This is a genomic window from Pseudomonas peli, from assembly GCF_050563605.1.
In the GTDB taxonomy this organism is placed as follows: Bacteria; Pseudomonadota; Gammaproteobacteria; order Pseudomonadales; family Pseudomonadaceae; genus Aquipseudomonas; species Aquipseudomonas peli_A.
In genome coordinates, this window is record NZ_JBNXUH010000468.1 from 1 (window position 1) to 243 (window position 243).

The 243-nt window shown below is 63.8% G+C and carries 1 protein-coding gene; it reads right to left on the minus strand.

Features of this window, described 5'->3' with window-relative positions; genetic code table 11:
• On the minus strand, positions 1-222 hold a 222-nt coding region (locus ACQ4LH_RS22270; protein ID WP_430699038.1), incomplete at its 3' end, for a hypothetical protein.
• Positions 223-243: the final 21 nt, after the last annotated feature.

The window sequence follows — 243 nt, forward strand, 5'->3', positions numbered from 1 at the left end:
GTTCCCCGCCAGGTCCGCGGCCATCAGCTCGTCGACCATCGGGGAGACCCCCCAGAACCGCTGGCTCCTATACACATCCGCCGCTGCCGACGACGCTCCACGACTGTCCCTCATGCACATCTTAGCCTCCCTCCCACTCGCCCACAGTCCGTCTCGTGGGCTCGAGATGTGTATAAGAGACAGGTTCTCCGCCAGGTGCGCGGCAATCAGCTCGGCGACCATCGGGCAGACATCCTTGAACAC